Origin of the sequence: Hoeflea sp. CAU 1731 (assembly GCF_039888615.1) — a bacterium.
Taxonomy (GTDB): Bacteria; Pseudomonadota; Alphaproteobacteria; order Rhizobiales; family Rhizobiaceae; genus Flavimaribacter.
Map to the genome: position 1 here is coordinate 114,539 of NZ_JBDQQS010000003.1, position 14,399 is coordinate 128,937.

The following is a 14,399-nucleotide window of genomic DNA, read 5'->3' on the forward strand; positions in this document are numbered from 1 at the left end:
CAATGGCGGAGACAAAGGCGACGATTCTCGAAACGGACGAGCAGGCGCGCGCGCTGGCGACGCGGCTTGTCCGCACCGCACGCTTCGGCGCGCTTGCGGTTTTGCACGCCGACACAGGCGCCCCTTTCGCCAGCCGTGTGGCTGTCGCGACCGCCTGCGACGGCGTTCCGGTGATCCTCGTGTCCCGCCTGTCGGAGCACACGTCCGGCTTGCTCTCCGATCCGCGTTCGAGCCTGCTCGTCGGTGAGCCCGGCAAGGGCGATCCGCTGGCCTATCCCCGCATCAGCCTTGTCTGTTCTGCTGTCAGGATCGACCGAGACGATCCCCGTCACGCTTCCGTTCGTAGCCGTTTTCTCAGACGCCATCCCAAATCGGCGCTCTACGCCGATTTCGCAGATTTCCTGTTCTTTCGGCTGGAGCCGCTTTCAGCCAGCCTGAATGGCGGCTTCGGCAAGGCTTACCGGCTTGCGCCCGAGGACATCCGCATCGATTCGCCTGCCAACGAAGAACTCGCCGGGATGGAAGAACGAGCAGTCGAGCATATGAACGAAGACCACCCGGACGCCGTCGATCTTTACGCCAAAGCGCTCGCCGGAGAAAGTGGCAACGGCTGGAAATTGGCGACGGTCGATGCAGCGGGGTTTGATATGATTCGCTCTGAGCGCGTCAGTCGTGTAGAATTCAACCCAATTTTGACGACCGCGGCCCAACTGAGGCCGGAATTGGTGACGCTCGCCCAGAAGGCGAGGAAGACGATGGATAACCAACGTGAACATGACGGCAGTAATTGAAGACGAAATGACCCTCGACACGGAGAAACTGGAGGAGAACGCCGAAAGGGCGGCCTGCCTGCTCGGCGCCATGGCGAACGCAAACCGGCTTCTCGTACTGTGCAATCTTGTAAAGGGTGAAATGTCGGTGAATGCGCTGGCCGAAAACGTCAATCTCAGCCAGTCGGCGCTTTCCCAGCATCTGGCGAAACTCCGCGCGCTTGATCTCGTGAAAACGCGTCGCGAAGCGCAGACGATCTACTATTCAATTGCCTCCCACGAGGTCAGCGCAGTTCTCGAAACACTCTATGCGCTCTATTGCGCGCCGGTGCTTGAGCCGGCCTGACCCAAATCAGCGCTGATACTTGATGAACGGAGTAAGTGTTCCAATCCGGTCGTAGAGCTTGCGCGCCTGGGTATTAAAATCCTGAGTCGTCCAGTAGACCGACGGGCACCCTTCAGCGTCTGCAGCGCTATACACGGCTTCGATCAGCGCGCGACCGACGCCTTGTCCCCTTGCCTCCGGATCTGCATAAAGGTCCTGAAGGTAACAGACATTCTCGATGCGCCAGCCATGCCTGTGAAACAGGAAATGCGCGATCCCCACCGGTTTGCCGTCAAGCTCGGCGATCAGCCCGCGATACTCATTCGGCGCGCCCGCATTGCCCGCCAGCATGCGATCGAAAGACGATCGGTAGACGTCCTCTCCCACTGACGTTTCGTAAAACTCCAGATAGGCCGTCCACAACCGTCGCCATTCATGCTCGTCGGACGGCTGCAGAGGGCGGATGACGAGGTTCGAGTTCATGATCGGCGGCGGCCTCCTTGATGCATCAGCTCAGTGTTATTTCAAAAAGGGCGGCGGTTAAAGCCTGCCAGCGGCTTCCGGCCTTTCGGAAGGTGTTGACCTTGCAATCAAGATCGGCCACTACCGGTCTCTCTTTTCTTCGGGACACGAGGGATCCGCACCATGAAACACAAGCTAGTTATCGATACCGACCCGGGTATCGACGATACAATGGCCATTGCCTATGCGGTCGCGCATCCGGAAATCAACCTTTTGGGACTGACCACGATCTTCGGCAACGTCTCCGCCGCGGAAGCAACGCGCAACGCCTTGTGCCTCCTCGATTTCTTCGGTCACGACGCCGACGTCGCCCAGGGCGAATCCCGACCGTTGGAAATCAATCCCAATCCCCATTCCTACTATGTGCACGGCCATAACGGCCTCGGAGATATCGACCTGGACGCGCCCAAAAGACGCGCCGTCGATCAAAGCGCCGCCGAATACCTCGTTGAGATCACCCGCAAAATGCCGGGCGAAGTCAACATCTGCGCGGTTGGACCGCTCACCAATCTGGCAAAGGCGCTGGAACTCGACCCGACGATCACGCAGCGCGTCAAGTCTGTGGTGGTGATGGGTGGAGCCGTCTATCGCCCTGGCAACGTTTCGCCCGTGGCGGAGGCGAACATTTGGAATGATCCGCATGCCGCCGACGCCGTGTTCGCGGCGGACTGGCCGCTTGTTCTGGCGCCGCTGGACGTGACGACGCCGGTGGTCCTGTCGCCTTCATTCTTCGCCGATCTGCGAAGCGCGAATTCACGGGTCGGAGGACTGCTCGCCGACATGGCGCAGTTCTACACCCGCTTCTACCGCAGCCACAGCGGCATTGAAGGATGTATTCCGCATGACGTTATGGCCTTGTCCTGGCTCACCATACCCGGCGTCTACCGTCAGCAGCGCGGCTCCATGGCCGTCACGACCCAGGGACCCGGCATCGGGCAAACGCTGTTCCAGCCAACCGGTCGGCGATCGGTCGATTCGATGTGGATAAAACGGCCGCAACACACAGCGCTTGTCGAGATCGACCCTGGCTTCTTCACCGCCGATTACTTCAGCACCATCGTCGGGCTGAAGGAACACTGAAGACGCAAAGCTGACAGAGTTGCAGAAAGTCGCAACTGGTTGGTTTCAATAACCGGTCAGACCGCCATCCACATGTAGGGTCTGTCCCGTCATGAAGCTGTTGTGCGGCGAAGACGCAAAGACGAAGACTTCGACGACTTCGTCCACCTCGGCGAGCCGGGCCATCGGTATCCCTCTGACCATCTGCTCCTCCGTGAGCACCTTGCCGCGCACATTCTGGCCAAGCTGGCTCGTCGCCATTGGCGTGCGCGCAAAGGACGGACAGACCGCATTGATGCGCACGCCAAGGCGCGCATATTCCTGTGCGACCGAACGGGTCAGGCCGACCACGCCGTGCTTTGCGGCCGCGTAGACTGAAAGACCGGATGCGCCGGTGACCCCGGCGACGGAAGCGACATTGACGATGACGCCGCCCTGGCCGGTTGTCCTGAACTGGTTTTCCATCGCGGGAAGCTGATGTTTGAGGGCGTAGAACACGCCCATCAGATCGACGTCGATGACGTGGCGCGCCTCCTCGGAGCCGATTTTCGGAAGTTTTGTAAATCCATCCTGGACGATGCCCGCATTGTTGAGGGCGACGTCAAGCCGTCCAAACCGCTCAAGCGCCAGCGAAACCAACTGTTCCGACAGGCCCTCGTCTGCGACATCGCCGGCTAGAAACGCGATCTCGGCGCCGGTTTCCTGATTGACTTGATCAACCGTCGTTTGCAGCGCCTGCGCCTTGTAGTCCGAGAGGACCAGATTCGCGCCTTCGGCCGCGTAGCGACGCGCCGCCGCGCTGCCGAAACCACCGCCTGCGCCGGTTATCAAAACTGTCGCCCCTTCGAATAGTCTGCTCACGTCAGTCTCCTTCCCGTGTGATGTCCACTGCCATCGCAGCAAGGACCGGCACCGCCGTTCCCATCTGCTTTGCGCGCTCCGGATTTGAAGCATTCCCGTCGAGGGCCCGTTTCAGCACGCCTTGCAGAATGGCGCCGAGTCGGAAAAACGAGAACGCCAGATAGAACGGCCAATTGTTGATTTCGCCAATACTACGCCGTCCGCAATAGGCCTCGACATACTCCCTTTCGGTCGGAAGGCCGATGGCGGCCCGGTCGAGGCCGCCGAGACCGCGAAAACCGCTCTTGTGCGGCAGTCTCCACTGCATGCACTGATAGGCCAGATCCGCCAGGGGATGACCAAGTGTCGACAGTTCCCAGTCCAGGATGGCGAGTATTTTCGGCGCCTCGGGATCGAAGATCATGTTGTCGATCCGGTAGTCTCCGTGCACCAGCGAAACCTGTCCGTCATCAGTGGGCAAATGGCGTTCAAGCCATTCGATCAGCACGTTCATGTCCTCGATCGGCTGGGTTTCGCTCGCCCTGTATTGCTTGGTCCAGCGATCGAGCTGACGCTCGAAATAACTGCCTGGTTTGCCGAAATCGCGAAGTCCGACGGCGTCCACGTCGACGTCGTGCAACGCCGCCAGGGCTGCGTTCATCGCGTCGTAAATCGGGAAACGACCCGCCACGTCGACTTCGGGCAAGTCCGGCTGCCAGAATATTCTGCCTTCGAGGTATTTCATGACGAAGAACATCCGGCCGATAGAGGAGTCCTCCTCCGACAGGTAGAACATCTCAGGCACCGGCACGCCGCTGCCTTTCAGCGCCTTCATGACGCGGAATTCCCGGTCAACCTGATGCGCCGATTTGAGCAGTTTCCCCGGAGGTTTTGCTCGCAATACATACTTGCCGCTCGCCGCCGTCAGCAGATAGGTCGGATTGGACTGCCCCGTGTTGAACTTCTCGATTTCCGTCAGACCCGAAAAGCCGGGGACGCCGGCCTCGAGTTCCGAACCGAGAGGCTCGAGAGCAATGTCGTTCGTCTTCGTCATGCGCAATCCTCCCAAATCCGCGCTTCGGAAACCTCTCCTTCAACGGACAGGATGCTCTATACGCTTATAGTCCTTTACGGAAAATCCGTCAGCCGCTTTGGGCGGCTTCTGCAAACAGGCCCTTCCCATGGTGGACGGAAAGACCGCCGTCTATCGGCAGGATCGCTCCGGTGATGTAGGAACCGCCCTTGCTGCACAGATAAAGCGTCGCAGCGGCAATGTCGTCCGGAGATCCGATCCGTCCGATTGGAACGCCTTTGGAGACAATGTCGACCTTCTTGTCGGTCCCGGTGGCGAACGCCGTCATATTGCTCTGGAACGGACCTGGCGCAAACGCATTGACCGTGATGCGCCGCCCGGCGAGTTCGCTTGAAAGAATGCGCGTCAGATGATGGACGGCGGCTTTCGAGGCGGAATAGGAGTAGGCGCCTTCAGCGAGTGGTTGTGTCCCCATCACGGAGCCGAGATTGATGACGCGCGCCGGGTCTTCGTCGTTACCCGCCTTTTCGAGCAGGGGAAGCAGTTCCCGCGTCAGGGTAAAGAGCCCCGCCACATTGACGCCCAGCACACGACCCCAGGCATGATGCGGAAAGGTGCCGAGTGGCTCGCCCCATGTCGTGCCCGCATTGTTGACGAGAATGTCGAGCGCGTCCGTGCGCGATCGCACAGCGTCGGCCAGGGCCAGAATGCCCTCTTCCGTTGCAACGTCTCCGGCGAAGCCTTCAGCCGATCCGGGAGCGTCCATGGCGTTGAGTTCGCTTGCCACCGACTCGCAGGCCTCGGCCTTGCGCGATGCGATCATGACCGATGCCCCACCCTTGACGAGCGCCGTCGCAACCATGCGGCCAATACCTGTCGCGCCGCCAGTCACCAGGGCTTTCTTGCCCGTGACCGAAAACAATTCCTGCAGATAGTCCATGACATCCTCCCCGATGCAACATACTGAGTAGTATGTTCCATGCCGCTCGACGAATGTAAACCCATACGGTGGGCTTGATTCTCCATTCCACCACTATTCTGGGATGATGACCCAAGCTGGCCGGATGGTGTATGAACAATCATCTCTGCGATCGGTCGATACGAAAGGAATAGTTTGGACCTTCTTTCCGAAAATGACGTCCCGGGCGCCTATCCCGACAGCTACTACCACGCAACGGCCCACGCCGAACCGGATCTGCCGGAACTTGAACAGAACGAGCAATGCGACGTCTGCATCATCGGCGGCGGCTATACCGGCCTGTCGGCGGCGCTTCACCTTGCCCAGTCGGGACTGGACGTGATCCTTCTGGAGGCGAACCGCGTCGGCTGGGGCGCGTCCGGTCGCAACGGCGGTCAGTTGGGCTCAGGACAACGCGTTGACCAGGACCAACTGGAAACGATGTTCGGCGTCGAGAAGGCGCAGGCGCTCTGGCGGCTCGGAGAGGAATCGAAAGCGCTCGTCCACAAACTCATAGCCGACCACAAGATAGAGTGCGGCTATCACAGCGGCATCATGTACGTCGATCACCGGCAGCGTTTTGTCGAATCCAGCAGAGCCTATGCCGAAAAGCTTCAGAATGACTACGGCTACGAGCAGATCCGCTTCATCGACAAGTCGGAACTCAGCAAAATCATGCAAACGGACGCCTATCACGGCGGCGTTCTGGATTCCGGCGCAGGACATCTGCATCCGCTGAACTTTGCGCTCGGTCTGGCGCGAGCCGCCAAATCCGCCGGCGCGCGCATTTTTGAAAACAGCCGGGTCACGGCGGTCGAAAACGGCCCGAAGCCGGCGATCATGACGGAAAAGGCGATGGTGAAAGCCAACCATCTCGTCTACGCCTGCAACGGCTATATCGGCGAACTGGAAGAGGCCGTGTCGGCCCGCGTCCTGCCGATCAACAATTACATCATCGCCACAGAGCCGATGGATGCAGCGTTGGCGCAATCGCTGATCGCCAACAATGCGGCGGTCGCCGATTCCAGGAATGTCATCAACTATTTCCGGCTGTCGCCCGACAACAGGCTTCTTTTCGGAGGCGGCGAAACCTATGGCTACCGCTTCCCGAGCGACATCAAATCCTATGTCCGTCGTTACATGCTCAGGGTCTATCCGCAGCTGGAGGACGTGCGCATCGACTACGGCTGGGGCGGGACTCTCGGCATCACCTTCAACCGTTTGCCGCATATCACCCAGGTGGAGCCCAATATCATGTCGGCGTCTGGCTACTCCGGACACGGGATCGGCATGGCGACGTTGTGCGGCAAACTGCTCGCCGAAGCGATTAACGGATCGACGAGGCGGTTCGACCTGATGGAATCGATTCCCAACGCGGCGTTCCCGGGAGGAACCGGCCTGCGCCAGCCCCTGCTGGTCCTCGCCATGCTCTATTACAGCCTCCGCGACAAGATCTGACTCCCCCCCAATTCGATCGTCGGTGACGTCAGGATCGTCTCACGTCAGACCGAAAGACCTGGCGTCCCTCGACAAGGGTCGCGACGACATCGGGGAAAGGCGCTCCGTCGGATCCCGGATCGACAAGCAAAAGGTCGGCGCGGCGGCCAATTTCGATCTGGCCGCGATCCTTCATTCCGAGCGCGTCGGCGGGATTGGCCGACACGAGATCCCAGGCTTGCTCCAGCGGCAAGATTCCATCGGCGGCAAGAAGGAAAGCAGCGTGCAGCGGCGCCGGATAGTAGTAGTCGGAGGAGAGCACGCTGCACAATTTGTCGGCAACGAGGTCCGCGGCCGAGGGATTGCCAATCTTGTGGCTTGCGCCGCGCAATACGTTCGGTCCGCCCATTACGACGTGTTCGCCATGCGCGCGGGCGGCGGCGGCAACGTCGCCTGAAAGCGGGAATTCCGCAGTGTACGCGCCAAGCGCCCGGTATTGGGCCCGCGTCTCTTTATCGGGATCATCGTGACTGAGCAGCGGAACGCCGGCGGCGTTCGCCATGGAGGCGAGCGCTCCAATCGTCGCCTGCGTCTCGGCGTCGCGTTGCGCAATCCTGTCCACCAGCTTGCGAAACGCGTCCACCGACAATCCGGCGCGCCCGGCGTGACGGGCAAGTTTGTCCGGGGTTTCCAAGTCACGGCGCGTGTCCGCAAGGTGGTCGTTGAAGGCCACGACGCCAAACGAACCGTCCGCGATCAGCGGCGCCACATCTTCCAGACCGTCATGGTTCTGCACTTCAAAGCGCAAATGCATATGCGTGTCGCACCGCAGGCGGCTTCGCCGGGCGCGCAACGTTTCAGCGAGCGCAAGGAACGTGTCCCTTCCCCGCAGACCCGGCTCCCACGAATAAGTCACGCCATGCATTGCGGTGGTTATGCCGAAACCGGCCATCAGCCGGTCGGCCTCGTCAAAGGCCAGTTCCGGCGGAAACCGCACGCCGGGACGCGGCATCAGGGATCGCTCGAAAGCATCGCCGTGAATATCGACGATCCCGGGAAGCAGCAAGAGGCCCCGACCGTCCAGCCGCGCACGTCCGCCTCCGCCTTCTGATCCGGAAATTTCAGCAATGCGCCCCGCCTCGACGCGAATAACGATTTCTTCGAAACGCCCTTCGACAAGCGCCCGCGCGCCCGTCACGTCGATGGATTGCGGAACGGACCCTTCCGCGCTGGCGTATGCTGTATCGGTCATGATGAACCCAGGAACAGGGGTGGAACCCGCTACGGCGACGTTCGCGAAAGATCGAAAAGAAAGTCCCCTACCCGATCTTTGTGACAGTTTACCAACGGGCGGCAGACGATTGTTCAGTCCGCCCGCGTCAATTTCCTGCGCATGATCGATTGTCGCCGCTACGCCTTGATCCAGGCAATGGCTCCGTCGAGATCCCGCCGCTCGAAGAGATGAACCTGCCCCGGCATCAATGGAGCAAACAGCCTGGCGCTGTTGCGCAACCATCCGATATCCGTCACCAGAGCGATCTTTGAGAAGGAATGAAAATGGCTGAATCCGAGTCGGGTGTCGTCCCAGATGGCTGTAGCAGTCGCGCCTTCGAAATCCTCGTCCATGACCACGAGAAACTTCAGCCGCTCGTGCGTCTTCAGTTTCTGCTCGATCAGCGGATACATGAAATCGATATAGTCCTTCGAGGTCAGTTTTCCGACGACTTCGCAGGCGACCACATCGTCAGGCATGCCTTCCATCAACCGAAAGGAATGTCCCGGCGGATCAATTACGGAGGCCCAGTCGAGAGCCTCATTCAGGGCGTCGCTCCTGAAATGTCGAATACGCGCCCCGACGAAATGATTGACGATCGACGGCATGACGGAAAGAACCGTGTTGTCGCTGACGATCGCCACTTTCGGCAGGATCTTCTCGTGCTCGCGCACGAGTTTGAGGTGCGCCATGAGAGAATCCAGATCTTTCCAGATCGGAAACTCCTTCGCATTCAAGACCAGCGCGGGCACAACGTCTTTCTCGTTGATAAACTGGTCGATGCACGCTGAGAGTCCTTCGAAGTCTTCCGCGGTCAGCGATCCCTGCGGTTCTGCGACAATGACGTTATTCCCGCTGTCAACTGCGATATTGAGCATAGAGACAACCTCCTCCGGCGTCGCTGGCGACTTTCATGTCGCCGGGCTGCCGCCAACTTGGTCGAATTCAGAGCGCAGGACAACCCCCGGCGCGTCTTTCAAGCGCGGTCAGAACGACGCATATTTCTGGCTGGCGGAAGTGAAGCCCTGCAGAGACAGATTGATTGTGATCGTCTTGCCTTCGACCGTATCGAAAATGACCTTGAGCTCGTTACCTCTTTTGAAAGAGTCAAGCCACTCCGGCTTGAGGATGGCGTTTGCATAAACCCCGGAACCGTCGCTGTGCGTGTAGGGCAACGGGATCGGCTGGTTGTCGTCGACTTGCAGCCGCAGCGGGTTCTGAAGCACCAGACCGTGCGGCATCGCCAGGCTGATAAGATCCTGATCGGAATTCGGTTGCGGCAGGATCGTGAAACGCAGAATCCGCTGATTGGTGTCCTTCAGGAGCACCTGCTGGAACATCTCGCACCGCATTTCCGATGATGCGCCGCTGCCGGAGCAATTGACGATCCAATTGCCGCCGGTTGCGGCCGGCGCTTCCTGCCCGTTTCTCGGCGTCTTGTTCGTGGTGGCCTGCGCCAGAAGGATTTCGTCGCGGGCATGCGCGGTTGCGAGCGGCGTCACAGCCGCCGCAATCAGAAACACGCATCCAGCTTTCAAAATGTTTATGTAAGGCACAATATCAATCTCCCCTTTACCGCCTGTCGACAGACGGCCTTACCCGGACATCCCTTGGTCCCGACCGATCCGGCAAACTGAATTACGACCGGTGGGACTCATATCCGACAGTCGTCGGCTTCCACGCAACCATTAGAGCGTTTCGCGTTTCGATGGAAGCACCCGATGACGGGAAATCGATCCGCCTGCAACCGCGCCGCCATATCCGTTCCGCAGTTCCTCAAGCCAGGATCATGGGTCGAAGATCAAAACGACGTAGACGACGAAGATCACAAGATGAACCGCCCCCTGCAACATGTTGGTCCTTCCGCCTCCGAAGGTCAGCGCGCTAACGAACATGGTGAGCAGAAGCAGGGTGAGATCGGTGTTGGTGAGGCCGAGTTGAATAGGCTGATTGATGAACACCGAAATCGCGAGCGCGGCCGGAACCGTAAGCCCAATCGTCGCCAGCGCCGAACCGAGGCAGATATTCACCGCGCGCTGAAGGTAGTTCTCCCGCGCTGAATGGAAGGCCGCCAGCGCCTCCGGCGCGAGAACCAGGCTGGCGATCAGCACGCCGCCAAGGGCGGCCGGCAACTGCCATGTTCCCACCGCAAAATTGGCGAGCAGCGCCATTTTCTTCGACAGCAGCACGATTGGCACGAGAATTCCGACCAGCAGGACTGCATGAAACAGGATCGAGTTCGCTTCGCCATGTGAATGATGCTTGACATCACCCTCGGAGGCGTCTTCAGCAAGCGGCTGAACGAAAAACGAGCGGTGCCGTCGGGTCTGCATGGCCAGAAAGGTGGCGTACAACACGATAGTGATGACGGCGAACAGTTCCGACTGCGTGTTGTTCAGACTGGCGTCGGACGTCGAAACCGTGAACTTCGGCAGGATCAATGACATGCTCGCAAGCGTCACCAGCACGGTCAAAAACGCATTGGCGCCGCGCAGGTTGAACTCCTGCTCGCGATGATGAAATCCGCCGACCAGGAGCACCACCCCGACGACGCCGTTCATGACGATCATGAGCACCGCCATCATGGTGTCCCTGGCAAGCGTCGGCGCGGCGTCGCCGCTCAGCATGATGGACGATATCAGGGCGACTTCAATCGTAATGACGGCGATCGTCAGGATTAGCGTGCCGAGCGGTTCCCCAAGCAGATCGGCAAGATGATCCGCATGCCGAACCGCGGAGAAGGACATAGCCATCATCACGCAGAACAACAGAACGAACAGCACAAGAAAGGTCGGCAGACTGAACGTGTCGCCGAACAGATAAGCCGCCGGACCATAGAGCAGGATCGCCAGTACGACGCCTAGTAAAAGTGGTGTTTCCTTCCGTACATGCTTGAACATAAAAGGCTTCCAATAAAGGCAAAAAGACGATTGCGGATTTCTGACTGCCACACTTTCTGCGATTTGCAAACCATGCGGAGCGGATAAGACGGCATTGTAGCTAATACGCTGAAGAAAATGTCTGAATTCAGCGCATAGAAGTGTGTTGTTCTTTGCCTGCCACCGCAAAATAGCGGCAGGCTTCGTCATACGACCGCGCTAACGATGAGTATGACGATTGACGCAACCATCCAGGACAGGATCGTGAACACGCCGTTCCAGCGCCAGGAGTGCACGGTCCCGGGAATACCGGTCACCCGGTAGAGCACCAGGGAAGACGCGCTGAACGGAGAGCCGGTCAGGTTCAGTCCCCAGCCGATCAGCAGCGAAAGGCCGAGCACGGAAGGCTCCAGACCGAGCCCCGGCATACCGACGAGAATCCCGCCGACAAACGTGACCGCCATCATCGGCGGCAGGCCGATACAGGAGGCCAGTGGAATAATGGCTGCAACCAAAATGTAAACAAGCAGCGGGTTGACGCCATTCATGAATGTCGATTCCGAAAGCCAGGAATGGTCGACGAGCGAGGCGCCGAGAATGCCGATGAAACCCGCCAGTCCGAGTGTGGCGGCCTCGGGGCTGCCTGCCGGTATGGATTGCGTGAAGACGCCTCGCGCGCGGCTGACGAATACTGGCCAGGGATGGGCGGGATTTTCAAGATACTGGACAAACAGCCAGACGACAGAAACGGGAGCCGCCGCTATCATGATCCCCGAGACGAGCGGTATGCCGCTTGCGTGCCTGATCAGCCAGGCCAGGCCCACCAGCGCCGCGCTGACGCCCAGAAAGCGTCCGATCGCCGCATGAGGGAAATCGGGTGGCGGAACGGCGGGTATCGGCACGCCCTCGCGCACGAGTTTCTGGCGCGCCCGGTGACCGGTCAGGCGGTCTTCCCCCCAACCGACCCCAAGCAGGACGATCGCCATCAGTACGCCGGCGATCGCAATGACCAAAGCGTTTGCTCCCGGCACGGTAGTAATGACGACGGCCTGGGCGATCGCCGTCGGCGCCCATACGTTGAACCAGGAAAACCCCCTGCTCAGCGCGCTGATCTGTCGCCGCAAACGGATTTCCGATAATTGAGGCGTAGTGACGGACGCTGCATCCACGCCGCGCTTGATCAGCGGGCCGAGAAGGCTGATCGCTCCGAAGTTCAAAAGCACGCCCATGAAATGTCCGCCAAGATGCAGTGCGATGTAGCGTCTGCCAGGCGGTTGGCTGGTGAGGTAGGAGCCAATCGCCAGAACCGAGGACGACGAGTTGGCGCCGGCGCGCAGGCTCGTCAGCAGCATCATGAAGGCGGCGAGATAGGCGGCCCGGGACAGATCGTCGACGACGTGTTGTATGCCGTCGGCGTCGGCGCCCCAGAGCGCAATCGCCGTCACCAGCGCGGCTATCGCCAGCAGCGCCCGTTCTCTCAAGTGGAAATATGACTGGCAAACCACGCAAAAAATGACGAAAAGCACGCCGCCTGCCAGCTTCGCCGACCATGAGGGTTCGAATACGCTCCATATCGCGGCCATGCAAAGCAGGCCACAGCAAGTTGCAATCAAGGCGCTGAGGCGACCGCCGCCGTTGGATGGGGGCGTGGAGGCGGCGTTCGGGTCAGTAGCCAATGGCGCAGCCATCTTTTCGCGGGTCGGACGCGCCAGTCAGCACATTGTTTCGCCAGTCTATATGGATCGCCTGCGCGCCCCCGATCGGGCGCGCCGCCGTTTCGATGCGGTGGCCGCGGGCAATGAGTCTCTCGCGGATCGCGGCTGGGACCGCTTTTTCCATTTCGACGGCGCCTGTCGCAGGATTGACCATGAAGCGCGGCAGGTCCATCGCCTCCTGCAGGTCGTATCCATAGTCATAATAGCGCGTAAGAAACTGCATATGTCCGAAAGCCTGGTAGTGACCGCCCATTACGCCGTAGGACATCACAGCCTTGCCGTCGCGTGCGATCATGCCGGGAATCAGCGTATGCAGCGGCCGCTTGCGCGGAGCAACGCAATTGGGATGCCCTTCGGCCAGACTGAATCCCGTGCCGCGATTGTGCAGAAGCACGCCGGAACGCGGCGCAACAAGGCCGCTTCCGAAACTGCTGAAAAGCGAGTTAATGAAACTGCAGACGTTGCGTTGCCTGTCGACAACGGTGATGTAGACCGTATCGCGATGGTTCGGCAATTCCAGCTCCCTTGGGGGCGGCGTGGCCCGGAACCGGTTGATCGACGCATAGAGTTCGTGCGCCGCGTTCCGCGACAGCAAGGCCTCGACCGGTATCTCGGAAAAATCCGGATCGCCTACATAGATGTTGCGAACCCTGTAGGCCAACCGGCACGCTTCCAGTTCCGTATGTATCCGTTCGACGGAAATAGGACCCGCCGCATCAACCTCGGCCTCCGACATGAGATTGAGCAACATCAGCGCCGTGACGCCCTGGCCTGCGGGAGGGCACTGATAGACAGTATCGCCTCTGAATTCGGAAGATATCGGCGTGACATAGTCGCCCCGCGTCTCGGCGAAATCGGCAAGCGAGTGCAAACCGCCAAGTGACTGAAGATACCCGACAATATCCTCCGCGATCCATCCGGAATAGAAGACGTCGCGGCCTTCCTCCCCGATCGCGCGTAGCGACCGCGCCAGCCTCGGCTGCTTGTGAACACCGCCAAGTTCGGGAATTTGCCCGTTGTTGAGGAAAATGTCAGCCGTTGACGAGTCATCCGCCAGAAACGCCTCCGCGGCCGCGAAATCGGAATGAACACGCGAGGAAATCGGGTAACCGTTCTCCGCGTAGAAGATGGCGGGTTTCAGCAATTCGCCAAGTTTCATCGAACCGTGATCGCGGCACAATTGCGACCAGGCGTCGACTGCGCCGGGCGTCGTCACCGCGTGCGGCGAGCGCTGCGGTATCCGGGCGATCCCCTGCTCCCGGAACCACGAATGTTCCGCGGCCATCGGCGCGCGGCCCGACCCGTTAAAGGCGATCGGGTCAACAGAGCCCTGCGGCGCATAGAGACAGAAGCAGTCGCCTCCGATGCCGGTCGAGCCCGGCTCGACCACGCACTGGACGGCGCAGGCTGCGATCGCCGCGTCCATGGCGTTGCCGCCCCGCAACAACACCTGTATCGCAGTTTGTGTAGACAGCGGATGAGACGTCGCGGCCATCCCGCCGGTCGCGACGACCGGGGAACGACCGGGAAGTGACAAATCTCTCAACGCTGACCTCCGGAAAACGGGCAAGAACTGGACTTGTCTTTC

General features: G+C 60.0%; 14 protein-coding genes. 4 read left to right on the forward strand and 10 right to left on the reverse strand.

What is annotated here, in order from left to right; all coding sequences use genetic code 11:
- Nucleotides 1–2: 2 nt before the first annotated feature.
- On the forward strand, nucleotides 3–791 hold the full coding sequence (locus tag AAFN47_RS06970; protein WP_499808483.1) for a HugZ family pyridoxamine 5'-phosphate oxidase: 789 nt from the start codon (nucleotides 3–5) through the stop codon (nucleotides 789–791).
- Nucleotides 775–1,116: an ArsR/SmtB family transcription factor gene (locus AAFN47_RS06975; RefSeq protein ID WP_258571153.1), complete on the forward strand. Its 342-nt coding sequence runs from the start codon at nucleotides 775–777 to the stop codon at nucleotides 1,114–1,116. The genes AAFN47_RS06970 and AAFN47_RS06975 overlap by 17 nt, the downstream gene beginning before the upstream one ends.
- A gap of 6 nt (nucleotides 1,117–1,122) precedes the next feature.
- Here AAFN47_RS06975 and AAFN47_RS06980 read toward each other — a convergent pair whose 3' ends face one another.
- On the reverse strand, nucleotides 1,123–1,578 hold the full coding sequence (locus AAFN47_RS06980; protein WP_499808484.1) for a GNAT family N-acetyltransferase: 456 nt from the start codon (nucleotides 1,576–1,578) through the stop codon (nucleotides 1,123–1,125).
- A gap of 162 nt (nucleotides 1,579–1,740) precedes the next feature.
- On the opposite strand from AAFN47_RS06980, the gene AAFN47_RS06985 reads away from it, so the two are divergent.
- Nucleotides 1,741–2,697, forward strand: coding sequence for a nucleoside hydrolase (locus tag AAFN47_RS06985; RefSeq protein WP_499808485.1), 957 nt, complete (start codon nucleotides 1,741–1,743; stop codon nucleotides 2,695–2,697).
- 45 nt (nucleotides 2,698–2,742) lie between these two features.
- Here the strand turns inward: AAFN47_RS06985 and AAFN47_RS06990 are convergent, their stop codons facing one another.
- From AAFN47_RS06990 to AAFN47_RS07000, 3 genes are all read right to left on the reverse strand, one after another.
- Entirely contained in the window at nucleotides 2,743–3,537 is a 795-nt protein-coding gene (locus AAFN47_RS06990; protein ID WP_499808486.1) for an SDR family NAD(P)-dependent oxidoreductase, read from the reverse strand.
- 1 nt (nucleotide 3,538) lies between these two features.
- Nucleotides 3,539–4,570 carry a phosphotransferase family protein gene (locus AAFN47_RS06995; protein WP_499808487.1) on the reverse strand — a complete coding sequence of 344 codons (1,032 nt, stop codon included), beginning with the start codon at nucleotides 4,568–4,570 and terminating at the stop codon, nucleotides 3,539–3,541.
- Between the two features lie 88 nt (nucleotides 4,571–4,658).
- Entirely contained in the window at nucleotides 4,659–5,489 is an 831-nt protein-coding gene (locus tag AAFN47_RS07000) for an SDR family oxidoreductase (protein WP_499808488.1), read from the reverse strand.
- Nucleotides 5,490–5,663: 174 nt separating this feature from the next.
- On the opposite strand from AAFN47_RS07000, the gene AAFN47_RS07005 reads away from it, so the two are divergent.
- Nucleotides 5,664–6,965 (forward strand): NAD(P)/FAD-dependent oxidoreductase, encoded by a 1,302-nt coding sequence (locus AAFN47_RS07005; RefSeq protein WP_499808489.1) that lies wholly within the window; start codon nucleotides 5,664–5,666, stop codon nucleotides 6,963–6,965.
- A 28-nt stretch (nucleotides 6,966–6,993) separates the two neighbouring features.
- Here AAFN47_RS07005 and AAFN47_RS07010 read toward each other — a convergent pair whose 3' ends face one another.
- The 6 genes from AAFN47_RS07010 to ggt form a co-directional block, all read right to left on the reverse strand.
- On the reverse strand, nucleotides 6,994–8,196 hold the full coding sequence (locus tag AAFN47_RS07010) for an alpha-D-ribose 1-methylphosphonate 5-triphosphate diphosphatase (protein ID WP_499808490.1): 1,203 nt from the start codon (nucleotides 8,194–8,196) through the stop codon (nucleotides 6,994–6,996).
- 158 nt (nucleotides 8,197–8,354) lie between these two features.
- Nucleotides 8,355–9,095 (reverse strand): SpoIIAA family protein, encoded by a 741-nt coding sequence (locus tag AAFN47_RS07015; protein WP_499808491.1) that lies wholly within the window; start codon nucleotides 9,093–9,095, stop codon nucleotides 8,355–8,357.
- Nucleotides 9,096–9,203: 108 nt separating this feature from the next.
- Nucleotides 9,204–9,773 (reverse strand): invasion associated locus B family protein, encoded by a 570-nt coding sequence (locus AAFN47_RS07020; RefSeq protein WP_499808492.1) that lies wholly within the window; start codon nucleotides 9,771–9,773, stop codon nucleotides 9,204–9,206.
- 231 nt (nucleotides 9,774–10,004) lie between these two features.
- Entirely contained in the window at nucleotides 10,005–11,117 is a 1,113-nt protein-coding gene (locus AAFN47_RS07025; protein ID WP_499808493.1) for a calcium:cation antiporter, read from the reverse strand.
- A 185-nt stretch (nucleotides 11,118–11,302) separates the two neighbouring features.
- On the reverse strand, nucleotides 11,303–12,679 hold the full coding sequence (locus tag AAFN47_RS07030) for a hypothetical protein (RefSeq protein WP_499808494.1): 1,377 nt from the start codon (nucleotides 12,677–12,679) through the stop codon (nucleotides 11,303–11,305).
- 82 nt (nucleotides 12,680–12,761) lie between these two features.
- Nucleotides 12,762–14,357, reverse strand: a complete 1,596-nt coding sequence (ggt, locus tag AAFN47_RS07035; RefSeq protein WP_499808495.1) for a gamma-glutamyltransferase — start codon at nucleotides 14,355–14,357, stop codon at nucleotides 12,762–12,764.
- Nucleotides 14,358–14,399 lie beyond the last annotated feature (42 nt).

What these genes read in the sequence shown, in the direction of transcription:
- AAFN47_RS07015 (WP_499808491.1), bottom strand. Translation starts at nt 9,095, where the DNA reads ATGCTCAATATCGCAGTTGACAGCGGGAATAACGTCATTGTCGCAGAA.
- AAFN47_RS06970 (WP_499808483.1), top strand. Translation starts at nt 3, where the DNA reads ATGGCGGAGACAAAGGCGACGATTCTCGAAACGGACGAGCAGGCGCGC.
- AAFN47_RS07010 (WP_499808490.1), bottom strand. Translation starts at nt 8,196, where the DNA reads ATGACCGATACAGCATACGCCAGCGCGGAAGGGTCCGTTCCGCAATCC.
- AAFN47_RS06985 (WP_499808485.1), top strand. Translation starts at nt 1,741, where the DNA reads ATGAAACACAAGCTAGTTATCGATACCGACCCGGGTATCGACGATACA.
- AAFN47_RS07000 (WP_499808488.1), bottom strand. Translation starts at nt 5,489, where the DNA reads ATGGACTATCTGCAGGAATTGTTTTCGGTCACGGGCAAGAAAGCCCTG.
- AAFN47_RS06995 (WP_499808487.1), bottom strand. Translation starts at nt 4,570, where the DNA reads ATGACGAAGACGAACGACATTGCTCTCGAGCCTCTCGGTTCGGAACTC.
- AAFN47_RS06975 (WP_258571153.1), top strand. Translation starts at nt 775, where the DNA reads ATGACGGCAGTAATTGAAGACGAAATGACCCTCGACACGGAGAAACTG.
- AAFN47_RS07025 (WP_499808493.1), bottom strand. Translation starts at nt 11,117, where the DNA reads ATGTTCAAGCATGTACGGAAGGAAACACCACTTTTACTAGGCGTCGTA.
- AAFN47_RS07030 (WP_499808494.1), bottom strand. Translation starts at nt 12,679, where the DNA reads ATGGCCGCGATATGGAGCGTATTCGAACCCTCATGGTCGGCGAAGCTG.
- AAFN47_RS06980 (WP_499808484.1), bottom strand. Translation starts at nt 1,578, where the DNA reads ATGAACTCGAACCTCGTCATCCGCCCTCTGCAGCCGTCCGACGAGCAT.